This is a genomic window from Acidobacteriaceae bacterium, from assembly GCA_028283655.1.
GTDB lineage: Bacteria > Acidobacteriota > Terriglobia > Terriglobales > Acidobacteriaceae > Granulicella.
This window is the reverse complement of sequence record JAPWKE010000003.1, coordinates 1582266-1607964: the sequence shown is the minus strand read 5'-3', so window position 1 is coordinate 1607964 and position 25699 is coordinate 1582266. Positions and strand designations below refer to the sequence as shown.

Here is a 25699-nt window from a genome sequence, read left to right as displayed (position 1 = left end):
TCAATAGAACGCGCCCATGCGACTGACGGCGAGACCTGTATCTCACAAAGTAAGAACGCAGGCGTCCGAGAAAGACACACATGGGGAACCGCGAGGAAATGTACCTAGGACAGAACAAATCTGTCAAACCGATATTTCGCTCGATTCGGAAAAATATCTGTAAGACCGCATGTGAAATTGTTCCGCTTTGGAACTCGGAAGAAATTGAAGGAATTTGTTGACAACGCCCGTCTGGCCTGCGCATACTTTGCCGCGTCCCAAAAAGCATAGCTGCCATGCAGCTCTAAGTGAGTCGTAGGAGAGACACGTGAAGTTTCCGGTGCGTGGATGTGTGAACGCAGCGCCATGTCTGACAGGTGCTGAAAAATTGGTGAAGTCCTGCTCGCAGGCTTTTCTGGTCTGCATGATGCTGCTGATGGCCATGACGTTGGACGTTGGCCGAGCCTCGGCGCAGGCCCAGGGAACTGGATCTATTTATGGTTCGGTAGTTGATCCAAGCGGCGCGTTCGTCGCTGGTGCGACCGTTGTGGCAGCAGAGCCAAATAAGGGTGTCATGCGAACCGTCGCGACCAGCAAGTCGGGCGAGTTCGTCTTTCCGTCACTGCCAATCGGCGTCTATACGGTCACGGTTACGGGCTCCGGCTTTCAGACTTATATCGCCGACTCGATCACCGTCGACGCAGACGCTGAAGTGAAGATCGTCTCGAAGATGGTGGTGGGTGACGCGCGAGAAACCGTTCAGGTCGACGCCGAAGGCACGGCTCTGGATACTCGTTCTGCGACACTTGGTGCGCTGATCGATAACAAGCTCGTCGAAGATCTGCCGATTGATGGGCGCAACGTCGTTGCGCTTGCCAGCTTGCTGCCCGGCGTTACGGATCTGAACGCGCCTTCGACCAACACCGGAGACAAAACGGGATCGAGTTACTCGGTTTCGGGTTCGCGTAGCTCGCAAAATCTGCAGCTTTTCGACGGCTTGATGTGGAACAACCTGTTCTTCAACACAGGCATTCAGTTCCCGCCGCCCAATGGCCTGCAGGAAATTTCTGTTCTGCTGAATAATTTCAAAGCGCAGTACGGTCGTAACGCAGGCTCGGTCTTCAATGTGGTGACCAAGCAGGGAACAAATACGATTCACGGCGCTGTGTGGGAGTATCTGCAGAACCAGATGTTCAACGCTTCGGATTACATTACGCAGCGTAATCCTGAGAACAATATCAACACCTTCGGCTTCACGATTGGTGGTCCGATCAAGCGGGACAAGCTTTTCGGCCAGATCACGTTTCAGTCCATCGTGCAGCGTCTGGTGCAGACCGGCATCACGCCTTCGCAATCCGCAGCCAACCGGGGTTACATGGCGGACTACTCCACCCCGTACCCATGCAGTTCGAGCGGTCCGGCGTACTCAACAACGCGCTGCGCGGACTTCACGGATCAGTCTGGCGCAACAACAAAGTTCTACAACCCTTATGTCTTCGCCAGCTCAAGCGGTTTGCAGGCGTCCTCCTCCGATGCCATCAGCATGTTGAGCTCGGCTTACTCTCAGGCGGGTGGAACTGGAACCAACCCTTGCTTTACCGATCTGCAGACAGCTGCAACCTGGGCTGCGACGCACAACTACTTCGACGGCAAGATTCACTCAGACTTTTTGCCGAACGCGCAAGTGCCCGCGACCTGCTTGAACCCGGTCGTTGAAAAGCTTCTGAAGAAGTATGTCGGTCTGCCGAATACGACGACAGTAACCGGTCGGGTGAACGTATCGCAGGCTCCTCTGCCTCGGAACGAGAAGAACTTCACCGTTCGTGGCGACTGGATTGTCACGTCTCACCACACCATTGATATGCGTTACAACATGATCAACTCGGACGATCTGCTGGCCTCGGGCGTAAGTAGTTCTACGAGCCTGGGTATTGCTGGCGTAGTACCCAGCCGTGACCATGCGCTTTCGAACTTCGGCAATATCGGCGACACCTGGGTCATCACGCCCAATATCCTGAACGTCCTTCGCCTGGGTTATAAGCGTTACTCGTTTGCAAGCCCGCCTGCGGACAACACCACGTGGAACGACCTCGGGGGAAACTTTACGGAGCCCGGCACGCCAACACTTCCCGTCGTCAGCGCGTCGAACCAATACACCCTGGGCAACACTGGGCAGGCGAATGCCACGGTGATCAACGAGAACATTGAAGGCTACGATCAGATCTCCTGGACAAGGGGTTCTCATCAACTGCAGTTCGGTGTGAACTACCTTCGCCTGCAGTACCTCAACCGCACGGATTACCCAGGATCGCTTTCGTTCTCGTCCACGTTCACCGGCTTCTCTTATGCTGACGAAGCGATGGGTCTTCTGACCAGCGTGCGTGCAAACAGCCCCCTTGTTCAGGGCGGTGTCCAGAACGGCATCTTCAGCTACATACAGGATGACTGGCGCGCCACACCAAGGTTGACACTGAATCTGGGAGCTCGTTATGAGCTGCCGTTCCAGTGGTATCAGCCGAATGGGTACTCTTCCACCTTCATCGCAGGGCATCAGTCGGCTCGCTTCCCCAACGCAATCGGTGGCCTGGCCTTTCCTGGTGACCCGGGAGTACAGAAGTCGCTGGTTCCGACAGACTTCAACGGCATCGTGCCCCGTATCGGCGTTGCTTATGACGTCTTTGGGAATGGCAAGCTCTCGCTGCGTGCTGGCTTCGGCATGTTCTTCGACCAGATCAATGCCAACGTGATCGGCGTAGGCGAACCGTTCTACTTCCAGATCTTCAAGAACCTTCCTCCGGGCGGCGCCTCTGTCCCGTTGTCGTCCTACGGCACGAACGGCTCGATCCTGCAGATTCCGAACGGCTACAACCCGCAGAATCCGCAGTTCTTTGCTCCGTATACGTTGTTCTACCCTGACCGCAACTTCCGTACGCCGTACTACGAAGCGATGAACATCGGCTTCCAGGCACGCGTTACCAAGACGGCACGCGTCGAGGTGAACTACGTCGGCAAGCTTGGCCGCAAGCAGACCATGGCCGTCGATCAGAACCCAGCCATCTACGACTGCACGGGAGGATACTTCCAGGCCAACCCTGATCTGTACTGCAACTCGGCCAACACAACCTCGAACCCGAATACGAAGGGCAGCATTCCGCAACGCCTGCGCTACACGCCGTTCAACTACGGTGGCGCTGGCCTGGTGGATTACCAGTCGTCGGGCTCTTCGAACTACAACGGTCTGCAGGTGATGTGGTCGCAGCGTGGTGGCAAGCTGTTGAACGTGACGGCGTCGTATACCTACTCGAAGTCCATTGATATGGCGACCGACGGCAAGGCGCAGTCCGGCCAGGCCACGACCATTCCTTATGTTTTTGATGTATCGCGTGAGCGTAGCGTCTCTGACTTCGACGCGAAGCACATCTTTAACATGGGGTGGTCGTTGAACCTGCCGAACCGCAAGGGCGGCAATGGCTTGCTGAAAGCTGTGGTGAATAACTGGACCTTCGCTGGTACGTTCAACGCACGCACCGGAAAGCCGTTCAACATCACAACCAATGCCACAACGATTTATGCAGAGCCTAAATCGCGTCCTGCACTGTTGCCGGGTGCAAATCCAAACCTGCCTTCGGATCGTCATCGTACAGACAAGATCAAGCAGTGGTTCAACACCTATGCGTTCGCCTATCCATCCGCCGATCTGCATGATTCGATTCCGCGTAACTTCCTGCGTGGTCCTGGTTATCTTCTGACAAACATGTCGGTCAGCCGTCAGTTCCCGCTGGCAAGCATTCGTGAAGGAATGCGGTTCCAGTTCCGTGCGGAAGCATTCAACGTCTGGAACACACCGAATCTGCAGAACCCAACCGCGCAGTACTCGTGCTCTGCCAATGTGGCCGGTACAACCGCATCCGCTCCCTTGCAGCAGTGCGCATCCTTCGGCAACAACACCTATGGTGTCGTGCAGTCGACGTATGGCACAAACGGAAACACCTCGGCCAACGGCCGTAAGATGCAGTTCTCCGGAACGCTGTACTTCTAACCATTCGCTGCAAAACACAAAAGGCGTCTGCGGTTATCGCAGACGCCTTTTGTATTGCTTGCGAGCTTATCCCGCTATTCAAAGTTCTTGGTGCTCGCCAAACAGCGATTAGGGTAGGAGTAACGAGTCTTGCGGCGTGGCGTCACCAGCCACGACTCATTTCCCTCGATGGAGAACATTGTTTGATGAACGCGATTGTTGATTTGCAGCATGTCTTTGTGGCGCGCGGAGCGTCGGTGATTTTGAACGACGTAAGCGTACGGATTGAGTCCGGCGAGCACGTCGTGATTCTGGGCCCGAACGGCTGCGGCAAGTCCACGCTGCTGAAGACGATCACCTGCGAGCTCTATCCGCTGACGTTGAGCGAAGACAGCGCAGAGCGCATGCTCGGCACGCGGACTCCGCCAAAAACCAGCGTCGAGATCATGGGGCGCCCGCGGTGGGACCTCACCGAGCTAAAGCGTCGCATGGGGATCGTGAGCGCGGAACTGCCGGGTAAGCAGACGCTGACAACCACCGGTTTTGACGCGATCCTCACCGGCTTTTTTTCGTCATCAACTCTCTGGCCGAACCTGACGGTGACAGATGAAATGCGCCAGAAGGCCGAAGAGATTCTTACGCTCGTTGGTGCGGAGAAGCTCCGCGAAAAGTTTGTCGGAGAGATGAGTGCCGGCCAGCAACGGCGCGTGATGATCGGGCGTGCCATCGCCGGCAATCGCGGCGTGGGTAACTCCGGCGATCCAAAGATGCTCCTGCTCGATGAACCCACGAACGCTCTCGATCTAGCTGCACAACAAGACCTTCGCGATCTCCTGCGTGAGCTTGCCTCACAGGGAACTGCGATTCTGCTCATCACGCATCATGTTGCTGACATCATCCCGGAGATGCAGCGCGTCGTGATGATGCGTGAAGGACGCATCGTTGCCGACGCATCGAAAGCGGAACTCCTGACGGAGGCAAAGCTGACAGAACTCTTTGGCCGTCAAATTCAGATGAGCGAAAGAGAGGGATACTTCAATGCGTGGTAGTCGCTTTGTTCTTGCACTCAATTCGTTTGTCTTGTGCATGGGCTCATTGCCAGTCCTTCACGCACAGAGCGCGAAAGACACGTTCGTTCCGTTGTCTTTCCAGCATGTGACAGCTTCCGTGCAGGACCTGGACGCGGAAGTGAATTGGTATAAACGCATCTTCGGCTTTCACGAGCAGTCTCGTGAAGGCGATGCCGCGCACATGATCGTGGCGCATCTTGTTGCACCCGGAGTTCGTATCGACCTGGTGAAGCAAAATGGCTCGGTACGTCATCGCACCGAGGCCGGACCGCTTGAGCAGGGGTGGCTTCACGTTGTCTTCAAAGTGCCTTCGCTAGATGTTGCTTACAAAGAGCTAAAGGCAAAGGGCACAGATGTGAAAGCGAACTTGAACGCCGAAGGCAAGCCGCAGCATCTTTCACTGCATGATCCTGAAGGCAATGAGATCGGGATCGGACACGACTAGCAGAATGAGGTCAACGGAGTTGTTGCAGAGCAGCCCTTACTACTACGTCGAAGAGTAGGTGCGATTCTTCCATCCGCCACCCCGCCCAAGGTGATGACGTACGGCCGAGGCAACGGTTGCTCCTATATAAAAGAGTGCGATCGCTGGCAGAGCGACGCCCCAAAGCGGGGACCTGCGATAGCGACGAAGCGTTGGTTGGAAGACGGCGGCCATGACGATCCATGTCACAATCCCAAGCCAGTGTGACGCTCCATGTGCAAACAACGTAAGCACCGGTGGCGCTATATAAAGAAGAGCCATGCCCGCGACGCAGCCAAGCAGAGCCAGCGGCGAGTGGCGAAGCTGAACATAGGCCGTGCGAGCGACCATGTCCCATACCTCTCGCCAGTCCGCATAGACACGAAGCGAGCTTGCAAGCTCTGCATGGCCCAGCCAGATGCGGCCACCGGTGGACTTGATCTCATGGGCAAGAGCGCAGTCATCAATCAGGTTATGGCGAATGCGCTGAACACCATCAATGCGTTCGAAGGCGCTCCGCTTCACCAGCATCGTTCCACCTGCTGCTCCTGCTGTGCGCCGCTTCGGGTCAGCCGTCCACGCAAACGGATAAAGCATCTGGAAGAAGAAAAGAAACGCTGGAATCAGCGCATGCTCCGCATCGGTATCGCAGTGCAGACGAACCATCTCGGAGACGAGATCAAGCCTCTGGGCTTCAGCCTGCTGCACGAGTGCAGCAACATGTGTTGGCTGGTGTTCAATGTCTGCATCCGTCAGCAGAATATAGTCCGCTGATTGTGCTGCGGGCAGGGATAGTCCCTGATGCACAGCCCACAGCTTACCGCTCCAGCCAGCTTCGAGCGGCTTGCCGGAGAGAATGGTGAGTCGCTGCCGATTGTCTAGAGCAGACGCAATCTCTGCTGTGCCATCGCTGCTGTTGTCGTCCACGAGAATGACGTCGAGTTGGCCTTCATAATTTTGCGCCAGCAGAGAGGCGAGGCTCTGCGCTATGTTCTCAGCTTCATCACGAGCAGGCACGACGACAGCAACGCGAGGATACTGCTTCAGCGCTTGAGGCGCAGGCAGCGTAGGCGTTGAAGACCAGAAACGTCCGTGCAAGCACGCGAGGTAAAACCACGAAAGCGAACCAAGGATGGCAACAGAAAGCAGCATAGGGCAAGAAAGATTGTCGCAGTTATTGCTTTGGGAAGGCGATATCGCGCAAATAATACAAAATCCACTTATCTTGTATCTGACTCATATCCCATTGTTTGCGACGATTTGGCAGGATGAATATTGAGCATAGAAACTTTTCCACCTTCTTTTTTGCCGTGGTCAGGCATCGGGAGCGCTATAGGGCTCCGTCTAAGGTTTCAAGTCGGTTAGGAAACGTCGCAAGACGGTTCAACGCTGATGCAGCAGTTGGTAAAGCTGAACGTATGCTGTGGTGCATTTCAAAGACCAGCGGCTGGAGAAGAAAAGGGGACGCTAGTAATGAATACTCAACGTCGATTCAAGCAGGTATTTGGTGTTGGCATGTCGGTTGCCATGTTCACGGTATTGGGTGCTTCTGCCTATGCGCAGGAAGCGAACGTGGAAGGCATGATTATCGGTCGCGATGGCCCAACGATGTATGTACAGACCAGCGAGGCTCCACGCCAGATTGTGGTGCTCTCAGACTCGACGAAGGCGACGGAAAAGGGCGGTTTCCTCGGCTGGAGCCACAAGGATCACGGCGTAGCCGATCTTGTCCCGGGACTGGCCGTAAAGGTTGAGGGTGCTTACAACCCGAACCATGAATTGGTCGCTCGCAAGGTTGAATTTTCGAAAACATCGCTTCGCACAGCCCGTCAGATTGATGCTGGTTTGAACCCCGTCAATGCGAAGGTCGCATCGCAGGGTGATCAGTTGATGAGCCAGCGTCGGGATCTTGATGCTGCCGGAAATCGTATCGATGATCAGGGCCGCAAGATCGATGAGCATGGCAACCTGATTGCGCAGAACGGTCAGGCCATCACGGCAACCAACGGTCGCATCGGTCAGCTCGATACCTACACCGAGAAGGGTTCCATCACGATCAACTTCCGCAACGGAAGCTCTGTAATCGCGAAGAAGGACCGCGACGCTCTTGAAGATTTCGTGAAGCAGGCCGCGAGCACGCAGGGCTTCATGCTGCAGGTTCAGGGTTATGCTTCGAAGGTCGGCAATGCTGCCCGAAATCAGAAGTTGAGCAGTGAACGAGCTGACAACGTACTGACGGTCATTCAGCAGTCGGGTGCAGTACCGCTCACGCGTATTCTTGCTCCTGCTGCAATGGGCACGACCAACCAGGTGGCTGATAACCACTCGCGTACAGGTCAGGCTCAGAACCGCCGTGTTGTTGTCACGGTGCTGGTCAACCAGGGCATCACCGGTGGACAGGACCAGCCTGCGGCTGCTCCGGCAGCGGCTCCTGCAGGTCAGTAATCTGTTGCTGGCTTGAGTCGGCAACCTAAGCTGAGCGGCGATTGTGTAAAGGCGAAATGTCTATACACAATCGCCGCTTTTCTTCGTTGAAAAGGCAAAGTGAAGTAATGGAAGATAAGCTGGAAGCGTATGTTTTCCGCCTTCGATACACACGCTACAGAGATTGATATGGAACGCTGGGAGCGGCGTTCGCTCTTTGAGTTGTTTTCCACGTTTAGCGAGCCCTTTCATGGCGTCTGCCTTCGTGTGGATTGCACCGAGACGTTTCGCTTTGCGAAGCAGAACGGACTCTCTATGTTTCTTTCGCTCCAGCATCGCTCGCTGCGCGCGGCTCAAGATATTGAGGCATTCAAAACGCGCATCGTGGATGGCAAGGTTTATTCGTTTCGAACCATTCATGCTGGCAGTGCGGTGGGGCGAGCCAACGGAACAATTGGCTTTGGCCACTACATCTATCGACCGTCAGTGGTTGAGTTTGCTCGTGAAGGCGCGAAGGTGTTGGAACGCGTGAAAGCAGAGAACGATCTGGAGCGTTATCCGTATCAAAATCTCATACGCTACTCGGTCCTGCCTTGGTTCGACTTCACTTCTATCTCGCATGCGCGCGACGACCAGAGACCGGACTCCGCTCCAAGAATCACGTTTGGCAAGATTACAGATGCGAACGGCAGGAAGGCGATGCCAGTGTCGATTCATGCGCACCATGCTTTGGCGGATGGTTCGCATGTGGCGGAGTTTGTGGAGAGATTTGAAATGTACCTGGCAAAGCCTGAGGTCGTTTGACCGGCTGAAATTACAGGCAAGAGGCACAAAAAAAGAACAGCGCACATCCTCTTTGGGCGTGTGCGCTGTTGTCTGAAGGTCCCTGCTAACTTAGTGGGTTCCAGTAAGCTGCGGCGTTGCTACAGCGTTGATCTGCACAAGCTCTGGACGTTGCACGGTTTTCGGTCCAAGAACAGCAACGTTCGGCAGCGGGCCTTTGACCATCGCAACTTCATCGCACGCATAGAGACGCGGGCATGTCTGACAGTCCTTGTAGATCTTGTCGGGCATCGCATCGCGATCGGCTTCGCGGAAGCCGAGATGCGTGAAGTAGGTCGGGATGCGCGTAAATAGGCAGACGCTAAGCACCTTGTGCTCTTCGGCCTCGAGCAGCAGGGCTTCGATGAGTTCATCGCCTGCGCCAAGGCCACGGAACTCCGGCTTCACGACAATCGAGCGCACCTCTGCGAGGTGCGGGCCGTAAAGATGAAGCGCGCCGCAGCCAAGGAAGGTCTGCTCTCCCTCAGGTGTCGCGCGATGGACGACGGTGAAGTCGCGAATGTTCTCGCAGACCTCAGCATAGGACCGGCGTAGCAGGGTACCGTCGCCGGAGAGCGAGTTCACAAGGTTGAAGATATCTTCCGCGTCTTGAAGGCGGGCCTTATGGGCGCGAATATGTGGATCGCTAGCCAAGTGCGCCCTCCTTTGCAGTAAGCAGTGCAATGCGAGCCTTGGAGGCATGCAGTGCGGCGTGAACCTGGGATACTGCTGTGCCTCCTGCGTTGTCATGGCAGTCGAGCGTTGCGCGGATGTCGATGGCGTCGAAGATATCTTCGCTGAACTCAGGCGACAGTGTCTGCAGATCCGCGAGCGGCAGGGCATTGAGCTCAAGGTTGCGCTCCAGCCCCATGCGTACCGCGTTGCCAACGATCTCATGCGCCTTGCGGAACGGTACACCCTTGTTCGAAAGATACGTCGCTGCGGCCATCGCATTTAGGTAGCCGGTCTCAGCCGCAACAGCCATCGCGCAGCCACGGAACTTCAACGCTCGCGTGAAGTTTGGCAGCACACTCAGCAAGCCAGCAAGCGTGTCGGCAATGTCGAAGATCTGCTCCTGGCCTTCCTGCAGGTCCTTGTTATACGCCAGCGGTAAACCCTTTACGATCGTCGCCAGCGCAGTCGATGCGCCAAGCAAACGGCCGCTCTTGCCACGCGCAAGCTCGGTTAGGTCAGGGTTCTTCTTCTGGGGCATCGCGGATGAGCCCGTGGAGAACGCCTCTGGCAGATCGACGAAGCCAAACTCGGCGGTCGCATACAGCGTCAGCTCTTCCGCAAAGCGTGAGATGTGCAAGCCAAGCGTCGACGCAGCCTGCGCAAAGTCGAGCATGAAGTCGCGGTCGCTGGTGGCGTCCATCGAGTTCGGTGTTGGTCCGGTGAACTCCAGCGCCTTGGCCGCAATCGTGCGGTCGAGCTTCAACGTTGCGCCTGCAATGGCTCCTGAGCCGAGCGGGCAGAAGTTCATGCGCGCGCGTGCGTCCGCAAAGCGCGAAAGGTCGCGCTCCAGCATGGAGACATAGGCCATCAGCCAGTGGGCAACCAGCACAGGCTCCGCGCGCTGCAGGTGTGTGTAGCCGGGCATCACGTCATCGCCTGAGCGCTCTGCCACTGCGAGCAGGGCATCGGCCCAGCGGATAAGGCCCTGCGTTGTGGCATCAATCGCCTCACGCACGAAGAGTCGCATATCTGTGGCAATCTGCTCGTTGCGCGAGCGACCGGTGTGCAGCTTCAGCGCAAGCGAACCGACTTCCTTCGTCAGCTCAAGCTCAACGTAGTGGTGAATGTCCTCAGCCTGCGGTGCAGACGCGACGATAGCGGCCGCGATCTGCTGATTTGAAGTCTCGTAATCGGGGATGCCCGAGGTCGCCGAGATGCGATGCGACCAGTTCAGCGGACGCTGTCCAACAGCTTCCAGCCCCGCGAGCATCTTGTCCAGCTCTTCCGGAGTAAGCACGCCAGCCGCGGCAATCGCACGCGCATGCGCCTGACTCGCGGCAACTTCCTGCGGCAGCAAACGCCAGTCAAAAGGGAAGCTGCGCTGCCATTGCTCGAAGGTACGATCAAGCGGCTCGCGGAAGCGGCCGGACCACATTTTGAGAGCGGGTTGTTCGGTGGTACTGGACATGGATTACTTCGCTTCCTTCGAATCAGGCGTTAGTCGCGAGCCAGCTCGCGGTAAGGGATAGGTTGCTGTCTTCAGGGCCTATCGTAACCACGATATCGAAGCCCTCGACGGTAATGTTGGCTGCGGTCAGTTCGCAGATGGAGCTACCCTGGCGGTTCCATACTCCCGAGAGGCTGACCAGCACAGAGGGAGGAACCGGAAAAGCTGACTCGAAGACGACAGGAACCTTCGCAGACTTCTTTCCTGCGAATTCGAGGATGCCAAACTTCAACTCCTCTTTGATCGAAGGATGTTGGAGGTTGATCGTCCTTGAGCCGGTGATCGTCATACAGTCGTGGTGTGAAACTCCGTGTCAGGCTAAGCAGGGAATGACATGAACCGAAGCATTTGCATGCTCTCTTCTTGAAGAGAGCATGCAAGTGAAATTACCGACGTACCTTATTCTTAGGCAGCCGCTTCGCGCCGCCAAGCAGCATCAGCGTAATCGCCTTCTGCGCGTGCATACGATTCTCCGCCTGGTCGAAGACCACCGACTGTTCGCTGTCGAGCACCGCATCGGTAACTTCCTGGCCGCGATGAGCCGGCAGGCAGTGCATGAAGACGGCGGACTCCTGCGCCTGCGCCATCAGCTCTTCGTTGACCTGGTAGGGCTTGAAGATAGGCGCACGCTTGGTCGCCTCAGCCTCCTGGCCCATGGACGTGCAGACATCGGTGTAGATCGCGTCTGCACCAATCGCAGCCTTGGCCGCATCGTGCGTCAGCGTGATCGTGCCACCATGCTCTTCGGCCAGTTCAATCGCCTTGTGGATGATGTCGAGGTCGGGCTCGAAGCCCTTCGGCGTCGCCACGGTCACATGGACACCAAGCAGCGCGCCTGCCAGCATCAGCGAGTGGCAAACATTATTGCCATCGCCCACATAGGTGAACTTCAGGCCCGTCAGATCGCCAAAGCGCTCTTCAAGCGTCATGAAGTCGGCAACAGCCTGGCACGGATGCTCCAGCTCCGAGAGCGCATTGATCACCGGCACCTTGGCGTTCGCGGCCATCTCGGTAACGGTCTCATGCGCAAAGGTGCGGAGAACGATAACGTTCATCCAGCGCTCGAGGTTGCGAGCAACATCGGGAATCGATTCGCGCTGTCCGAGCGGCTCCTTCGTCTGGTCGACAAAGATGGCATTGCCACCGACAGTGTTCATCGCAGCCTCAAACGTCAGGCGTGTGCGCAGCGAGGCCTTCTCGAAGAACATGACCATCTGCTTGGCGTCGAGCGCGTGGCGAAACTCTTCCGGCTGCGCCTTCACCGCGTGCGCCAGCTCAAGCACCGCAGCAAGCTCTTCGGCCGAGAAGTCGGCAATTGAGGTAAGGTCGCGACCGGAGAGGCCTTTGGCTATCTCGGTAAAGCGTGTGTCGGACTGAATAGCAGCGGCTGCCTTGGAAGAGAAGCCGCGAGTCGGCATGGTGATGGTCTTGGTATCCATGTTTTGTTGCTCCGAAACTGAATATAAAAATCAACGTGCAGACCGCAATATGCGGTCTACGATGCAGCCGTAACTGCGACGGTTTGGCTCTTCGTCGCTGCTGCTGCGAAGAGAGTATCAAGCGCGGCGATCGTCTGGTCGACGTCAGCCTTGGTAATCAGGTACGGCGGCAGAAAACGCAGCACTGTTTCGTGCGTGCGGTTCAGCAGGATGCGGTGTTCGTTCATCATCGTGGCGTGAACGTCCTTGGCCAGATCAGCAGACGCAACCTCTGCGCCGAGCATGAAGCCTGTACCGCGTACATCGACAATCGCGGTGTGCTTCTTGCTGAGCTCGACAAGCTGTTGCTTGAAGTATGCGCCAAGCTCAGTGACATGGTCGAGCAGCTTGTCCTGCTTGATCGTGTCGACCACCGCTACAGCTACCGCACACGCAAACGGATTGCCGCCAAAAGTCGTACCATGCATCCCCGGCGTGAACGCGCGCGCAGCCTCTTCGGTGCAGAGCATCGCACCCATCGGAATTCCGCCTGCAATCGGCTTGGCCAACGTCGTCACGTCAGGCTGAATGCCGTAGTGCTGATACGCGGTCCACTTGCCGGTGCGGCCCATGCCGGACTGAATCTCATCAAGCAGCAGCAATGCGCCGCTGTTGTCGCAAAGCTCACGCGCGGTCTGCAGGAACTCCTGCGAGATCGGGTTGATCCCGCCCTCACCCTGCAGTACTTCAAACGCAATCGCGCAGAACGAGCTGTCGAAGGTCGCCTTCAGCGCAGCCACATCGTTATGCGGAATGAAGACGACGTCCGGCATAACCGGTGCAAAGGGCTCGCGGTACGCCGCCTTGTGCGTCGTTGAAACCGCACCGATCGTGCGGCCGTGGAAGCTATGCTCCAGCGCAAGAATCTTCGTGCCGATCTGTTTGCCTTCGTTGCGTAGCAGCAACGCGTGTGCGCGTGCCAGCTTGATCGCAGCCTCCCAGGCCTCTGTGCCGGAGTTGCAGAAGAACACGCGGTCGAGTCCGGTCGTCTCCGTCAAGCGCAGCGCCAACTCTGTCGTCACTGCGTTGTAAAAGAGGTTGCTCGTGTGGATGAGCGTGTCCGCCTGCTTGGTGATCGCCGCCGTGATAGCCGGATGCCCGTACCCTAGCGCGCTAACACCGATACCCGACAGCAGATCGAGATAGCTGTTGCCCTCGGCATCGAACAGGCGCACGCCTTCGCCGCGCGTCATCTCCAGCGGGTAGCGGGCATAGGTATTAAGCAGGAGCTTCGATTCGGCAGCTTGCAGTTCAGTCAGGCTCATGGTGTGCGTTCCTTTTGTCACAATCTGTAGGTCGCGCCATCGGCGCAAAGAATCATTCGCTGCGTAGCGACTACGCCGCTAGAACTTCCGTTCCGCGATCGATGCGCTGCGAGCTGAAGGACGGCAGCAGGTCTGCTGCATCCGCCGGAAGAATACGCACGCGCTTCACGCCATGTGCCAGGGCGTCCTTGCAGGCGTTCAGCTTCGGCAGCATCCCGCCGGAGACCACTTCCTGCTTCTGCAACTCGGGTACATCCTTCAGCGAAAGCCAGCGCATTACTTCGCCGTCTGCACCCTTCACGCCCGGAACGTCGGTGAGAAACACCAGCGCATCCGCCTTCGTCGCCACCGCGCACGCCGAAGCCATCTCGTCGGCGTTGATGTTGTAGTACTCGCCGTCGAAGCCGAGAGCAATCGAGCTGATCACAGGAATCGCACCCAGCGCCCAGATCGCGTCGAGCCACTTGGGATCGGTCGCCGCAATCTCGCCCACGAAACCGAGGTCATGCTCGGTGTGCTTCTTCCGCGCCTTGAAGACGTGTCCATCGCCGCCCGTAAGGCCCATCGCCGAAACGCCAGCCTTGTTCAGCGCTGCAACCAGCGTCTTGTTCACGCGGCCGCCCAGAACCATTAGCGCAGCATCGCGAGTCTCCGCATCGGTGATGCGAAGGCCGGCAACGAACTCGCTCTTCTTGCCAAGCTGTGCGAGCAGCTTGGTCAGTTGCGTGCCGCCGCCGTGAACCACAGCGACCTTATGCCCGTCCGCGACGAGCTCTGCGAGTGACTTTGCAGCGAGCGCAAGCGTGGTGGGATTTTCCAGACCGGCTCCGCCGAGTTTAATGACGAATTTCATGGTGTTGCTCCGTGCGTCAGATACGAAATGTTCGTGGTGAGAAAGAAAACGGATTAGAGGGCAGAGAGGGGAAGCGAGTCTTCGCTGGAAGCCGCTTGTCGTCGCTGCTCGAGCACGATCTCTGCTGCGTCGACCGCCTGCGTTGTGGCTGTCTGCCGGTTGCTGTGGTGCAGGAACTCGCAGCGTTCATCCACCGGTTCAAGGCCGCGCGTATTGGTGTGGATCGTCGTACGCATTTAGATCAGGCCCTCCTGTTGCGGCCATCCGGCCATCAGATTCATATTCTCAACCGCCTGCGAGGCAGCGCCCTTCAACAGATTATCTAGGCAGGCGATGATGACCGCGCGCTTGCCGTCTGGCGAAAGCTGGAAGCCGATATCGCAGAAGCTCGTCCGCACCACATGCTGGATCTGCGGCAGCATCGGGCTCTGTCGCACACGCACCAGCGGAGCATCGCGGTAGAACTCGTTGAACAGCGCCTGCACCGACATCAAAGTTTGCGGCTCCGCAAAGCGCACATACACCGTTGAAAGAATGCCGCGCGGAATCGGCAGCAGGTGCGGCGTGAACTGGATCTGGTCCGGCTGCAGCTGGAGCTGTTCATACAGCTCGCCCGTGTGGCGATGGCCGAAGACCGCGTACGCCGAAAGATTGTCCGCCGCGTACATGAAGTGCGTGGTGGCGGAGGGAGCCTTCCCCGCGCCGGAAACACCAGACTTTGCATCCGCAATAATCCCTGCGGATAGATCAACGATATTGGCGCGTACTAACGGCGACAGCGCAAGGATCACGCTGGTCGCATAGCAGCCTGGGTTGGCCACCAGCCGCGCCTTGGCAATCTCTGCGCCATGCAACTCCGGCGAGCCGTAGACCGCTTCCGTCTGCAGCGCGTCGGTCGCAGGCGTGTCCTCCAACTTGTAGATCGCGCGATACGCCGGCGTGTCCAGCCGCCACGCGGCAGAAAGGTCCACGACGCGGATGCCGTGCGCCAGCGCCTGCTGCGCCCACTCGCGCGACTGCTCATGCGGCGTCGCCAGGAAGAGCAACTCCACGCCTTCGCGCTGCAACTCGTTCCAATCGAAGGGAATCACAGAAAGGCCATCCGTATTCGGCAGACCGGAGAGCTGCGGATGCAGCGACGTCAGCGCGATAGCCGCGCCGCCTTCGCTCGCCGGACGGCCAAGAAAGATCGGTGCCTGCGTGCGGAAGCGCGGGTGGTCGAGCAAAATGCGGGCGAGTTCAGCACCGGCATAACCGGTCACACCCGCGACGGCGACGCGGAGCGAATTGGGCGTAGCGTTAGGCAATGTATGAGTCCAGGCGGGCCTTCAGGGCCGTTGCTTGCTTGTTGTCCGGGCAAACGAGGAGGACGGTATTGTCGCCGGCAATCGTGCCAACGACCTCGGGCCACTCCTCGTAATCAATATGAGCGGCGATAGGCTGCGCGCCGCCAGTGGTGGTCAGAAAAACTAGCAGGTTTTGCGCCTGCCGCACCTCAAGGCCGAAGCTCCCGAGCACATCAGCAAGCTCAGGCTCATCATCGTCCTCTTCCACGGCAAACGACGCAGGCAGGGCATACCCTGCCTGGCCTTTCAGCAGGTTCAGCTCTTTAATGTCGCGCGAGAGCGTCGCTTGCGTGACGTGGATGCCGCGCTGCGCCAGCTTGCGGCGAAGCACATCCTGGCTGGCAACCGAGCTCTTCACCAGCAGATCGCGGATAGCGCTGTGACGTTGTTGTTTCATCTTTATGCGCTCCTTTCCGCGAATCGACACTGATTTCAGGCAAAACAAAAACGTGACGCCGAAAATGCGTCACGGTGCATAAAAATCCACTCCTTATGTATAAATATTCATAGCCCGTTTTGTCAAGATTCTGAAGATGAATTTCTGTGGGAAATCGCTGCTCCCCGGCAGCCTCTATCCGGCTCTCCCGGTAGGGCTTACCCCAGGCCCGCGCGGGCAAATGTCGATAAGCGATAGATCGGGCGTTGACTCTGCGCCGCGAGGCTGCTACTTCTGCCAGTAGCAGTTCGCGGAGCGCACCCTCCCACTACTTGTCAGGAGACCGTGAACACCATGAATGGACCGTTCGCTTTGCGTGGCCTCAGCCGCGCTTGCACAGCTTTGGCTCTAATTGCGGTTAGCGCTTCAGGAACAGTTGGATTGGCACAGGAGAAGGGTCTCGTGCCGCAGCCGCTCTCGTTGAAGTCGACGCGCACGATCCACTTCACCACCGACGAAGGCACATGGATCTCCCTCGATCTGTCGCCCGACGGCAAAACCATCCTCTTTGAACTGCTTGGCGATCTCTACACGCTCCCCATCACCGGCGGCGAAGCCAGGCCACTGATGACGGGCATGGCGTACGACGCCCAGCCGCGCTACTCGCCGGACGGCAAGCAGCTTGTCTTCGTCAGCGATCGCGACGGAGCACAGAACGTTTGGATCTCGAACACCGACGGCACAGCCGCGCGCGCTCTCACCAAGGACCGTCAGACCGGCTGGGTCTCCCCCGAGTGGACGCCCGATGGAAAGTACATCCTGGTCGAAAAGACCTCCGACGTTTTTGGCGGCCGCGAGCTTTGGATGTATGACGTGCTCGGCGGAAACGGTGTGCAGATCACAAAGGCTGCGACCACGCCGAATATGCCCAGCGGTCAGCAACTGAACGTCTCCAGCGCCGTGGAGTCGCCCGACGGCCGCTACATCTACTACAGCCAGCGGAAGGGCCTCTTTGGCTATAACGCTGTCTTTCCCCTCTGGCAGATCGTTCGCCGCGACACCACCACCGGCATCGACGACGTCATCACCGACGAGCAGGGCTCCGCGATTCGTCCGCGCATCTCGCCCGATGGCAAGTGGATGGTCTTTGGCACTCGTCTCAACGCAAGATCCGGACTGAAGGCCAGGAACCTCGCGACCGGGGAAGACCACTGGCTCGCTTATCCCATCGACCGCGACGAGCAGGAGGGCATCGGCACGCGCGATCTGCTGCCGGGCTACGCATTCACCCCGGATAGCTCGGCGATCATCGTCTCCTACGGGGGCAAGCTGCATCGCGTGTACGTCGCCACGGGCAAGGCCTCGCCGATCCCGTTCACCGCAGACGTAAAGCAGGAACTCGGTCCGCTCGTTCACTCCGCGCATCGCGTGGAAGAAGGCCCGGTTGTGGCTCGCATCACCTCCGACGCCACGCTTTCGCCCGACGGCAAGTGGGTCGCGTTCTCCTCTCTGGCGCACGTCTTCGTGGCGGATGTCGCCACAGGCAAAGCGCGTCGCCTGACGAAGAGCGACGCAGCAGAGTTCCAGCCAGCCTGGTCTGCCGATGGCAAAACCCTCGCTTACGTCACCTGGGACGCTGAAGCCGGTGGTGCCATCTGGAAGGCTCCCGTCGAAGGCGCCGATCCCGTCCGCCTGACCGACGGCACCAGCTTCTTCAGCGATCCCGTCTGGTCCCCCAGCGGCAATGAAATCCTCTCGCTGCGTGCGTCGCTGGAGTCGCGCCGCGAGCGTCGTGTGGAGTACATGTTCCACGGCGTCAACATCGTCCCCGGCACGGACCTCGTCAGCGTTCCCGCGAACGGCGGCAAGGCGCAGGTCCTCACGCCTGCTCGCGGCATCATCCGTCCGCGCTTCGTCAACGGTTCTGACCGGATCTACGCAGACGGCCCCAAGGGCCTGATCTCCATGCGCCGCGACGGCAGTGACGTGCGCGAACTCATGGTCGTCAAGGCCAGGGACGTGCAGGGTGCCAAGGAGTTGATCAACGCCACGCTGGTCGAACCAAGCCCCGACGGCACGCGCGCCGTGGCGTTGGTGAACCATCAAGCCTGGCTCGTGGATCTGCCCCGCATCGGCGGCCCCGCCGTTGAGTTCGATCCCATGAAGCCCAGCCTTGCTGGCAAGCGCGTCAGCGTCGAAGGCGTGGACGACATCGGCTGGTCGCCGGACGGTCAGCAGATCTACTGGACCACTGGGGCCACTCTCTTCCGCATTCCCGTCGCCACGGTCATCGCGGCGGAAAGCGCCGATGCGGACAAGGTCGCGAAAGCCCCGCAGGAGTTCTCTGCGAAGGCGGAAGACGGAAAAAAGAAGACACCTGCAGCCAGCGCCAAGGAAGCCGCAACGCTGGATACGCAGCACACCTTCCTGCGTGTCGAAGAGCCGCGTGCCATGCCTGAGGGAAGCGTTGTCCTGCGCGGCGCACGCGTCATCACGATGAACGGCGATCAGGTCATCGAAAACGCCGACGTCGTCGTCACGCACGATCGCATCATGGCCGTAGGCCCACAGGGTTCGGTTGCTGTCCCCGCGGACGCCAAGGTGCTCGATGTCTCCGGCAAGACGATCATCCCGGGCCTCATCGACATTCACGCCCACTGGACACAGGTCCGGCGCGACGTGCTTGATCTTGAGAACTGGCCGCTTGAGGCAAATCTTGCCTACGGCGTCACCGCCGCCCGCGATCCTCAGACGTTCACCATCGACGCCTTCGCCTACCAGGACCTCGCCGACACCGGCCGGGTGCTCGGTCCGCGAGCCTTCTCCACCGGCCCCGGCATCTTCCACGAGAACGACTTCCACTCGCTGAAGGACGCCGAGGACACCGTCCGCCGTTACACCCAGTACTATCGCACGCATCTGCTGAAGAGCTATATGGTGGGCGACCGCCAGCAGCGTCAGTGGATGGTTGAAGCCTCGCAGGAGTTGAAGGCCATGCCGACAACCGAAGGCGGCATCGACACCCGCATGGACCTCACGCAGGTCATCGACGGTTTCAGCGGGAACGAGCACAACTACCCACAGACGCCGATCTACAAGGACATCGTGCAACTGCAGGCGCAGGCCCGGACCACGTATACGCCCACGCTCGTCGTGGCCTACGGCGGCCCCACGGCTACGCAGTACTTCCTCGAACACACCGAGGTGCACGACGACCCGAAGATCCAGCACTTCATCGACCCCTACGTCCTCGCACACGACACCGAGCGCATGCAGTGGACGCGTGACGACGAGTACATCTTTCCTCAGCAGGCAGCCGACGCCGCGAAGATCCTTCGCGCTGGCGGCATCGTCGGCATGGGCGGCCACGGCATGATGCAGGGCCTCCAGGTTCACTGGGAGATGTGGGCGATGGCCATGGGCGGCATGAAGCCGATGGAGGTGCTCCGCGTCGCCACCCTCGACGGCGCAGAGGCCATCGGTCTGGAGAAGGACCTCGGCTCCCTCGAGCCGGGCAAACTCGCCGACCTCGTCGTTCTCGACCGCAACCCGCTCGCCGACATCCACAACACGAACAGCGTGCATTGGGTGATGCGTGGCGGCATGCTCTACAGCGGCGACAACCTGGACGAAATCTGGCCGCAGGCAAAGAAGACGCCCGAGCGCTGGTGGCAGCAGGCGAACTTCTATCCCCACGATAGAGAAGAAGTAACAACTCCGCAGCACAACGAGAACGGCCGCCTGCACGCGCAGGCGGCCGTTCTCGTTATGCTTTCAGCAGGTGGAGAAACTTTGGTTATTTCTTGCGTGGGGTCTCGAAGATCTCTTCGGAAGAGAGTTGCAGCAGAAGGGTGAGTTCCACCATCTCTTCGTACAGTCGGCTGCACTCCTCGCAGACGAGGAGGTGTTCTTTGAACGCACCCATCTCCTCGGCAGGCAGATAGCCACCTGCGGCAAGTGCTGTGCGTTCTTCGAAATCAGCGTGCGTATTTAGGCTCTGGTCCGGCACGGTGTGTTTCGGCTCCTGAAAAGTGGGTCCCGCTGCGACTTAGGAAGGGTACATCAGGAAGTGCTGAAGTGATATCACCTCAGCACTCCTGAGTGATGGACGGACGTGCGCCTCGTAGAGACGCGGTTAGGGCTTCAGAAGATACTCATCCACGAACATGATCTTCAGGTAGAAGCCGTAGTCGATGTTGCTCTTCTTCTGGAAGACGTGACCTTCGTCCTTCATCCCCAGAAACCAGACCGGCGCATTGTTCTTGCGCGCCGCCGCCGCCATCTGCAGGGACTCCGAGTAAGGCACGCGCGGATCGCGCTGTCCGGCAAGGATCATCATCGGCTTGGTGAGATTTCCCGCCAGATTCGCCGGGGCAATTTTCTCCAGCGCCGCACGAACAGCCGGGTCACGCTCATCGCCATACTCCACGCGACGAAGCTGACGACGATACTCCGCCGTGTGCTCCAGGAAGGTGATGATGTTCGACAGCCCAACCGTGTCAATCGACGCCTTGATGCGGTTGTTGTACTGCGTCGCCACCGACAGCGTCATATAGCCGCCATAGCTCATACCCGCCACCAGCACGCGCGAGGCATCCAGATCAGGCTGTTGAGCAATCCAGTCCAGCAGCGCACCAATGTCGGTGATCGAGTCCTCGCGCTTCACGCCGTTGTCGAGCTTCGAAAACGTCTTGCCAAAGCCCACAGAACCGCGAACGTTGGGATAGATCACCGCAATGCCGCGCTCGCGGATCAAGTAGTGATACTCGTGGTAATCATCGAGATAATCCGGACGCGCCTGGCCTTCAGGACCGCCGTGGATATCAATGATCACAGGGCGCTTGCCGGTATAGCGTGCCGGAGGCCGGAAGAGGAAGCCCGCAAGCTTCAGCCCATCTGTCGCCTTCCAATGGATAAGCTCGGCAGGCTTTTCATCGCTCAGGTCCAGCCCGCCTGTCTCGCTCGACGTCCAGCGCACCAGCTTAGCGGTGCCACGCGGCAACGTGTACACATCGAACGGCTTCGTCGGCGTCGAAAACGAGACCGCCAGCTCACCCGTCAGCGGATGAAAGCCCATGTCCATAATCACGCCCGTCGGCAGCGTCGGTGCGGGCAGCTCTGCGCCGGTCGCGGCCCGCATCAGGTGCAGACGGCTCACGCCCTCATCGTTCAGGCTGTACGCGATCGTGCTGCCATCCTTCGTGATGGCGTAGACATCGATGCCGCGCTGAATCTTCGGCGTCAGGCAAACAGGCTTGCCACCGTTCAGCGGCAACCGCCACAGCCGGTGATACTCCGAGCCCATATCCGAGAGCGCCAGAATCGACTTGCCATCCGGGGAGAAACGAGCCTCCGCCCACGACATCGGCGTGCCGGGAGTCAACTCTGCGGTCAGATTCCGCACCTCACCCGTCTCCGCATTGACCAGCGAAAGGGAAGAGTCCGTCACTGCAACATAGTTCAGTACGACGATCGACTTCGCATCCGGCGACCAGTCCTGCACCTGCAGACCGCCACCCTTCCACTCCTTCAGCATGTGCGCCGACTCAGGATGCAGCGGATCTTCCATCCACAAATCCAGATCAGCGCCATTGCGGTGCGTCGACGCCCAGGCAATGTAGTGTCCATCCGGCGAAGCCGCCGAGTACATATTGCGCGACTTGCCATCTGTCAGCAGCGTCGTCTCGCCCGTGGCCACGTCCTTGCGGAAGAGCTGATACTGCTCGGCTCCGCCCGTATCGCTCATATAGGTGAAGTACGTTCCTAGCTTCGGTTGCCAGTGCGCCTCACGCGCAGGCTCGTGGAGGAACGTCATCTGGCGACGGGTCCCCAGCGGCTGGCTGACCTCGTGAATCCCCGGAACCTCGCCAAAGCGCGTCCGCACCAGCAGGGAACGCTTGGTCGGGTTCCAGGACTCGAAGTGCGCGTCGCGGTGCTCGGTATACGGCGAAGCCTTGCGCATCAGCGACATCGGCACCGTCGGCGTGGAGATCGGCACAAGGCTGGGGCCCGGGGCAAAGACGTCGGCCGAGGGCGTCTGTGCCGCAGCCGCGGCCGTGTACGTGGTGAAACAAATCAGGGCAGCCACGGCGGCTGTGTGTCTGGAACGCATGAAAATCCTCCTCGAAGTTCCGCAAAAGCAAGCGGATGTAGGCGTACTGGATATGCAGTTCGAGGCGGCAAAATGTACCACGCAGAAAAAAGTTGCCTCACTTGGTACAAAATTCATCTCCCTGCGGCAATTCACAGTACAGAAGGAATTTTGCGAGGCTGCGAATGTACCGCGACGCTACAGCACAACGAATATGTGCTGAGCCGAACGCGATGCAGGCCTTGACTCGATCGTTCTGAGGAGGCCAGTTTGCGAAAGCAATTTTCACGATTCTTATGTGCATCTCTCTTTGCTGTCAGCACCACGGCGTACATGGCGGCGCAGGCGTTCAGCGGATTGTCCGGCACTGTCACGGACCCGTCAAAGAACGTCATTCCCAACGCGAAGATCGTGCTGCGGAACACCGCCACGGGTGTCGAACGCACGACAAAGAGCAGCAACTCAGGCTTTTATGTGTTCCCTAACCTTGAAGCCGGCGTCTATACCCTGCACGTAGAGTCCGCTGGCTTTGAAGGTAAGGACGTCAAGAACATCACGCTGCAGGCTGCAGTCACCAATGGTATCGACGTATCGCTTCTGGTTGGCTCTGCCTCTGAAAGCGTTACCGTTGATGCCAATTCGCTGATGCTTGACTCTACAGACTCTTCGTTGGGCGCAACGATCACGGACAAGCAGATCACGAATCTGCCAATCAACGGTCGCGACTACGCTCGCCTCTCGTTGTTGACTCCCGGTGCCGTGGCCCGCTCGCGCTATATCTCGGATATCAGCTTCGACGGCCTTCACACGGTACATAATCAGTACTCGATTGACGGTGTCGATGCTTCGCGTGTTGACCAGCCTTACATGGCAAATGGTTACGAGCGCGGTTCGCGCCTGCTGACCGGTTCGCTGGAGACAATTCAGGAGTTCCGCGCACAGACCAGCGGCTATCCGGCAGAGTACGGCCGTGCTGCAGGTTCGCTTGTGAACGTTGTTACGAAGTCGGGTACCAACAAGTACCACGGCGAAGCGTATGACTTCTTCCGCAACGATGCGCTGGATGCACGTAACTACTTCTCGCGCACCACGAAGCCCGAGTTCCGCTACAACGACTTTGGTGGCAACTTCACCGGCCCGATCATTCACAACAAGGCGTTCTTCTTCGCAAACTACGAAGGTTCGCGCCAGATCATTGGTATTCCGGGCACTGGAACGGTACTGAGCAATGCTGCTCGCGCCACGGCTCTCGCTGCTCATCCTGAACTCGCACCGATCCTTGCCAACTTGCCGACGTCGACGAATGTGCTTTCGACCAATCCCGACCTGGCGAGCTACACCACTGTTGGCAACACGAATGTTGCGGAGAATACGGGGAGTATCCGTGTTGACTACAACTTCACTCCGAAGGATTCGATGTTTGTCCGTGCAAACATCAATGACTCTGCGACGACAGGCGTTCTGTTTGGGGTAACAACAACGGCTCTTGGTCTCAATGACCATCAGAATGTTCCGCTTCGTACAACGAACATCGCGATCAACGAAACACACACGTTCAACCCCAACTTCTTGAACAACTTCCTGATGGGCTTCCAGCGCTGGGCAAGCCGTCTGGATTCTTCAGAAGCTATTCCGCAGGTTTCGATCTCGGGTATGGATACAGTTGTTGGCTCGCGTGGCAACTCTCTCAGCAACAACAACAGCTACCAGTGGGGTGACCAGATGACCCTGGTCAAGGGACACCACACGATCAAGTGGGGCGGCACAATCTATCGCATCCAGTTGAACTCCCAAAGCATTACGACAGGCGTAGCTGCTTATGCAAATGTTCTGGCTTTTGAAAACAATACCCTCCAGACGGTAACGCAGACTGCCGGTAACCCCGGACACGGAACGCGTGCTACCCAGTATGGAATGTTCGTTGAGGATAGCTGGCAGATCGACCAGAAGTTGACCATTAACTATGGTCTACGTTGGGATGTTGCTTCTGTGCCTCACGATAAGTTCTATGCAACACAGTCGTACGACCCCATCACGGCCAGCCTGATGAACCCGGGCCAGGGCTACTTCAAGACCAACTATCGTGACTTCGGGCCTCGCGTTGGCTTGGCCTATTCTGCAACGCCCACCACGGTCATTCGTGCCAGCTCAGGTATCTTCTATCAGGCATATCCGGTAGGTTTTGGCTCTTACAATGTGCCTCTGAACAACGTAAGTGGCAACCTTCAGTTGACGCAGACGACCAGCCCTGGTCTTTCCTATCCGTATAACAACTATCTGTCTTCAGGCGTAGCTCCTGCTCCCACGGTGTATGGCTTTCCCACCTCGAAGCCTGACATCTACTCGGTTCAGTGGAACATCAGTGTTGCCCAGCAGATTGGCAAGAGCACCGGTGTTCAGTTGGGCTACGTTGGCAACCATGGCGTGAATCTCTGGCGCCAGGAGAATGCAAACCTCTTCGCTCAGAACGCTACAGTGCGTCCGAACACGAAGTTTGGCAATGTCTATCTGCAGACCAACACAGGCTTCAGCAGCTACAGCGGCATGAACCTGCAGGTCAAGCAGCGCATGGGTAAATCGCTGAATTTCACCGGCAACTACAGCTGGGGTCACGTCATCGACGACGTCCAGGATCAGGGTCTGTATGCCAGCGATCCTCAGGACGTCAACAACATCCGTTCAGAGCGTGGTAATGGTTCTGGTGACATCCGTCACAACATGAGCTTCAGCCTGCTCTATGACTTGCCAATGGGAGAAGGTCATAGCTTCCTTGGTACCGCACCTGCTCCGGTTCGTGTCGCTGCCACAGGTTGGGGCATCAACTCGCTCGGTATCTTCCGCAGCGGTGTAACGTCCAGTGTTGCTATGTCTGGCATCAACACCTACGGCAACCAGAACTACACCAATCAGCGCCCGGACGTTAACCCCGCGAATGGCAAGTATCTTGCCCGAACATTCGATTCGTCTGGCTACATTACCTACCTGAATCCCGCTGCGTGGAGCAGACCTGCTACCGGCACGTTCGGTAACTCGTCCCGCAACACCATCTACGGGCCGAAGTTCAACCAGTGGGATTTTGCTCTGCTGAAGAACACGAAGCTCACTGAAGGACAGACGCTCGAGTTCCGCGCCGAGTTCTTCAACATCCTCAATCATCCGAACTTTGGCTTCCCGAACGTTGCTTGGACGACTCCTGGAAACACAACAAACTTCGGTAAGCTGACGAGCACCTTTGGCAACACGCTCGGCTTCGGAACTTCGCGCCAGATGCAGTTCGCGCTGAAGTACATGTTCTAACGACGTTGTCTCCACCACGGCTAGGGATGCCCCGT

The 25699-nt window shown here is 58.2% G+C and carries 20 protein-coding genes; 8 read left to right on the top strand and 12 right to left on the bottom strand.

Annotation, left to right across the window (positions count from 1 at the left end):
- Nucleotides 1-307: 307 nt before the first annotated feature.
- The 3 genes from PW792_09645 to PW792_09635 all read left to right on the top strand — a co-directional run bounded on the left by PW792_09645 (nt 308) and on the right by PW792_09635 (nt 5512).
- Nucleotides 308-4018: a carboxypeptidase regulatory-like domain-containing protein gene (locus PW792_09645; protein ID MDE1162191.1), complete on the top strand. Its 3711-nt coding sequence runs from the start codon at nt 308-310 to the stop codon at nt 4016-4018.
- 185 nt (nt 4019-4203) lie between these two features.
- Nucleotides 4204-5046 (top strand): ATP-binding cassette domain-containing protein, encoded by an 843-nt coding sequence (locus PW792_09640; protein MDE1162190.1) that lies wholly within the window; start codon nt 4204-4206, stop codon nt 5044-5046.
- A gap of 46 nt (nt 5047-5092) precedes the next feature.
- Nucleotides 5093-5512 carry a VOC family protein gene (locus PW792_09635; GenBank protein ID MDE1162189.1) on the top strand — a complete coding sequence of 140 codons (420 nt, stop codon included), beginning with the start codon at nt 5093-5095 and terminating at the stop codon, nt 5510-5512.
- Between the two features lie 42 nt (nt 5513-5554).
- Here the strand turns inward: PW792_09635 and PW792_09630 are convergent, their stop codons facing one another.
- Nucleotides 5555-6682 carry a glycosyltransferase gene (locus PW792_09630; GenBank protein ID MDE1162188.1) on the bottom strand — a complete coding sequence of 376 codons (1128 nt, stop codon included), beginning with the start codon at nt 6680-6682 and terminating at the stop codon, nt 5555-5557.
- 321 nt (nt 6683-7003) lie between these two features.
- Between PW792_09630 and PW792_09625 the strand changes: the two genes are divergently transcribed.
- On the top strand, nt 7004-7975 hold the full coding sequence (locus PW792_09625) for an OmpA family protein (protein ID MDE1162187.1): 972 nt from the start codon (nt 7004-7006) through the stop codon (nt 7973-7975).
- A gap of 129 nt (nt 7976-8104) precedes the next feature.
- Entirely contained in the window at nt 8105-8758 is a 654-nt protein-coding gene (locus tag PW792_09620; GenBank protein ID MDE1162186.1) for a CatA-like O-acetyltransferase, read from the top strand.
- Nucleotides 8759-8848: 90 nt separating this feature from the next.
- On the opposite strand, the gene PW792_09615 is transcribed toward PW792_09620, so the two are convergent.
- From PW792_09615 to PW792_09575, 9 genes are all read right to left on the bottom strand, one after another.
- Nucleotides 8849-9430, bottom strand: a complete 582-nt coding sequence (locus PW792_09615) for a GNAT family N-acetyltransferase (protein MDE1162185.1) — start codon at nt 9428-9430, stop codon at nt 8849-8851.
- Nucleotides 9423-10919 (bottom strand): argininosuccinate lyase, encoded by a 1497-nt coding sequence (argH, locus tag PW792_09610; protein ID MDE1162184.1) that lies wholly within the window; start codon nt 10917-10919, stop codon nt 9423-9425. Before argH ends, PW792_09615 begins: the two co-directional genes overlap by 8 nt.
- Before the next feature lie 22 nt (nt 10920-10941).
- The gene (locus PW792_09605; protein ID MDE1162183.1) at nt 10942-11247 is read right to left on the bottom strand and encodes an H-type lectin domain-containing protein; all 306 of its coding nucleotides are present in this window, start codon (nt 11245-11247) and stop codon (nt 10942-10944) included.
- A gap of 97 nt (nt 11248-11344) precedes the next feature.
- Nucleotides 11345-12397 carry an ornithine carbamoyltransferase gene (gene argF, locus PW792_09600; protein MDE1162182.1) on the bottom strand — a complete coding sequence of 351 codons (1053 nt, stop codon included), beginning with the start codon at nt 12395-12397 and terminating at the stop codon, nt 11345-11347.
- Between the two features lie 56 nt (nt 12398-12453).
- The gene (locus PW792_09595) at nt 12454-13701 is read right to left on the bottom strand and encodes an aspartate aminotransferase family protein (GenBank protein ID MDE1162181.1); all 1248 of its coding nucleotides are present in this window, start codon (nt 13699-13701) and stop codon (nt 12454-12456) included.
- Between the two features lie 70 nt (nt 13702-13771).
- Nucleotides 13772-14554 (bottom strand): acetylglutamate kinase, encoded by a 783-nt coding sequence (argB, locus tag PW792_09590; protein MDE1162180.1) that lies wholly within the window; start codon nt 14552-14554, stop codon nt 13772-13774.
- Between the two features lie 53 nt (nt 14555-14607).
- A complete protein-coding gene (locus PW792_09585; GenBank protein ID MDE1162179.1) occupies nt 14608-14790 on the bottom strand; it encodes a hypothetical protein in 183 nt (60 codons plus the stop codon).
- The gene (gene argC / locus PW792_09580) at nt 14791-15861 is read right to left on the bottom strand and encodes an N-acetyl-gamma-glutamyl-phosphate reductase (protein MDE1162178.1); all 1071 of its coding nucleotides are present in this window, start codon (nt 15859-15861) and stop codon (nt 14791-14793) included.
- The gene (locus PW792_09575; protein ID MDE1162177.1) at nt 15854-16297 is read right to left on the bottom strand and encodes an ArgR family transcriptional regulator; all 444 of its coding nucleotides are present in this window, start codon (nt 16295-16297) and stop codon (nt 15854-15856) included. The genes argC and PW792_09575 overlap by 8 nt, the downstream gene beginning before the upstream one ends.
- Before the next feature lie 420 nt (nt 16298-16717).
- Here PW792_09575 and PW792_09570 point away from each other — a divergent pair, with 420 nt between their 5' ends.
- A complete protein-coding gene (locus PW792_09570; protein ID MDE1162176.1) occupies nt 16718-20131 on the top strand; it encodes an amidohydrolase family protein in 3414 nt (1137 codons plus the stop codon).
- Here the strand turns inward: PW792_09570 and PW792_09565 are convergent.
- Together PW792_09565 and PW792_09560 are read right to left on the bottom strand one after the other, a co-directional pair.
- Nucleotides 20073-20285: a hypothetical protein gene (locus PW792_09565; GenBank protein ID MDE1162175.1), complete on the bottom strand. Its 213-nt coding sequence runs from the start codon at nt 20283-20285 to the stop codon at nt 20073-20075. The genes PW792_09570 and PW792_09565 overlap by 59 nt on opposite strands.
- 126 nt (nt 20286-20411) lie before the next feature.
- Entirely contained in the window at nt 20412-22388 is a 1977-nt protein-coding gene (locus tag PW792_09560; GenBank protein MDE1162174.1) for a prolyl oligopeptidase family serine peptidase, read from the bottom strand.
- Between PW792_09560 and PW792_09555 the strand changes: the two genes are divergently transcribed.
- Both PW792_09555 and PW792_09550 read left to right on the top strand, forming a co-directional pair.
- Nucleotides 22387-22590 (top strand): hypothetical protein, encoded by a 204-nt coding sequence (locus tag PW792_09555; protein ID MDE1162173.1) that lies wholly within the window; start codon nt 22387-22389, stop codon nt 22588-22590. The two genes, PW792_09560 and PW792_09555, sit on opposite strands and share 2 nt — an antisense overlap.
- Before the next feature lie 47 nt (nt 22591-22637).
- Nucleotides 22638-25664 (top strand): TonB-dependent receptor, encoded by a 3027-nt coding sequence (locus tag PW792_09550; GenBank protein ID MDE1162172.1) that lies wholly within the window; start codon nt 22638-22640, stop codon nt 25662-25664.
- Nucleotides 25665-25699 lie beyond the last annotated feature (35 nt).

Excerpts from the sequence above, each read along its gene's own strand:
- PW792_09640 (MDE1162190.1), top strand. The coding sequence starts at position 4,204 with ATGAACGCGATTGTTGATTTGCAGCATGTCTTTGTGGCGCGCGGAGCG.
- PW792_09630 (MDE1162188.1), bottom strand. The coding sequence starts at position 6,682 with ATGCTGCTTTCTGTTGCCATCCTTGGTTCGCTTTCGTGGTTTTACCTC.
- PW792_09625 (MDE1162187.1), top strand. The coding sequence starts at position 7,004 with ATGAATACTCAACGTCGATTCAAGCAGGTATTTGGTGTTGGCATGTCG.
- PW792_09620 (MDE1162186.1), top strand. The coding sequence starts at position 8,105 with ATGTTTTCCGCCTTCGATACACACGCTACAGAGATTGATATGGAACGC.
- argH (MDE1162184.1), bottom strand. The coding sequence starts at position 10,919 with ATGTCCAGTACCACCGAACAACCCGCTCTCAAAATGTGGTCCGGCCGC.
- PW792_09605 (MDE1162183.1), bottom strand. The coding sequence starts at position 11,247 with ATGACGATCACCGGCTCAAGGACGATCAACCTCCAACATCCTTCGATC.
- argF (MDE1162182.1), bottom strand. The coding sequence starts at position 12,397 with ATGGATACCAAGACCATCACCATGCCGACTCGCGGCTTCTCTTCCAAG.
- PW792_09595 (MDE1162181.1), bottom strand. The coding sequence starts at position 13,701 with ATGAGCCTGACTGAACTGCAAGCTGCCGAATCGAAGCTCCTGCTTAAT.
- argB (MDE1162180.1), bottom strand. The coding sequence starts at position 14,554 with ATGAAATTCGTCATTAAACTCGGCGGAGCCGGTCTGGAAAATCCCACC.
- PW792_09585 (MDE1162179.1), bottom strand. The coding sequence starts at position 14,790 with ATGCGTACGACGATCCACACCAATACGCGCGGCCTTGAACCGGTGGAT.
- PW792_09575 (MDE1162177.1), bottom strand. The coding sequence starts at position 16,297 with ATGAAACAACAACGTCACAGCGCTATCCGCGATCTGCTGGTGAAGAGC.
- PW792_09555 (MDE1162173.1), top strand. The coding sequence starts at position 22,387 with ATGAAAATCCTCCTCGAAGTTCCGCAAAAGCAAGCGGATGTAGGCGTA.
- PW792_09560 (MDE1162174.1), bottom strand. The coding sequence starts at position 22,388 with ATGCGTTCCAGACACACAGCCGCCGTGGCTGCCCTGATTTGTTTCACC.